The sequence below is a fragment of the Actinomadura logoneensis genome (assembly GCF_003428695.1).
Classification (GTDB): Bacteria; Actinomycetota; Actinomycetes; order Streptosporangiales; family Streptosporangiaceae; genus Spirillospora; species Spirillospora logoneensis.
Genome location: NZ_QURH01000520.1, coordinates 1 through 1,393, shown reverse-complemented (window position 1 = coordinate 1,393; position 1,393 = coordinate 1). Strand labels below are relative to the sequence as shown.

The 1,393-nt window shown below is 77.6% G+C and carries 1 protein-coding gene; it reads left to right on the top strand.

Features of this window, described 5'->3' with window-relative positions; genetic code table 11:
- A partial coding sequence (locus tag DZF91_RS23780) for an MFS transporter (RefSeq protein ID WP_117359540.1) occupies positions 1-1,393 on the top strand: 1,393 nt, incomplete at both ends.

The window sequence follows — 1,393 nt, the reverse complement described above, 5'->3', positions numbered from 1 at the left end:
GGTCGGCGGGGGCGCCGGGCGGGCGGTCCGCCGCGCCGCCAACGCGCAGGGGGCCGGACGCAGCGGCCTCGGCGCGCTGATCGAGGCGGCGGCGGTCAACTCGGCCGGGGACGCCCTGGTCGCCGTCGCGCTCGCCGGAACGCTGTTCTTCAGCCTGGACGTGAACCGGGCGCGCGGCGAGGTGGCGCTCTACCTGCTGGTGACGATGGCGCCGTTCGCGCTGGTCGCGCCGCTGATCGGCCCCGCCCTGGACCGGATGCGGCACGTCCGCCGGTACGCGCTGGCCGCCTCGATGGCCGGGCGCGGGCTGCTCTGCTGGGCGATGGCGGGCGCGGTCCCGCACGGCGACGAGGTGACGCTCCTGCCCGCCGCGCTGGGCGTCCTGGTGCTCTCGAAGGCGTTCGGGGTGCTGCGGGCGGCGGTCACCCCGCGCGTCCTGCCGGACCGGGTCACCCTGGTCACGGCCAACGCGCGGCTGTCGTTCGCGGGCCTGCTGGCGGCGGCGGTCGCGGCCCCGCTCGGCGGCGGCGTCAGCCTGCTGGTCGGCGCGGACTGGCTGCTCCGGCTCGCCCCGCTGGTCTTCGGGCTCGGCGTGGTCCTCGTCCTGCGGCTCCCCGCCCACGTCGACACTCTGGACACCCCGCCTCTCCGTCCCCCCGACCCGGCGGCCACCACCGGCTCACCGGGAACATCCACCACACCAGGCACCGCCGGTTCCCCGGGCACGGTGGATCCGCCGAGCCCGGCCGGGACGGGCTCCGCAGGGACAGGCACAACGGGAACGGGCGGCCCGGGAACGGGCGGGCGCGGCCGGTGGCGGACGCTGCTCAAGGTCGGTCCGGTCGTGGCCGAGGCGATGCGGGCGAACGCCGTGCTGCGCGCGTTCTCCGGCTTCCTGATCATCTACCTGGCGTTCGTGCTGCGGCAGGAGACGTTCGGGCCCGTGCCGCGCAACGTCGCGCTCGGGATGCTCGCGGCGTGCGCGGCGGCGGGCGGCCTCGCCGGAACGGCGCTCGGCGCGTGGATGAAGGCGCGCGCCCCGCGGGCGATCGTCCACGGCACGCTCGGGTTCGTCACGGCCGTCTGCGCGGTGAGCGCCGCCCTGTTCGGCCTGTGGGCGGCGCTCACCGTGGCGTTCGCGGGCGCGGTCGGGCAGACCCTCGGCAAGCTCTCGCTGGACGCGGTGGTGCAGCGGGAGATCGGCGAGGAGGTCCGGTCGTCGACCTTCGCCGTGTCCGAGACCCTCCACCAGTTGGCGTGGGTCGCGGGCGGGCTGCTCGGCCTCGGCGCGTCCCTGGTCGCGGACGGCCGGGTCGCGCTGGCGCTCGTCGCGGCGGCGCTGGGGCTCGCGCTGGCGGTGCTGCTCGCCGGACGTACCGGCGCGCGCACCGGC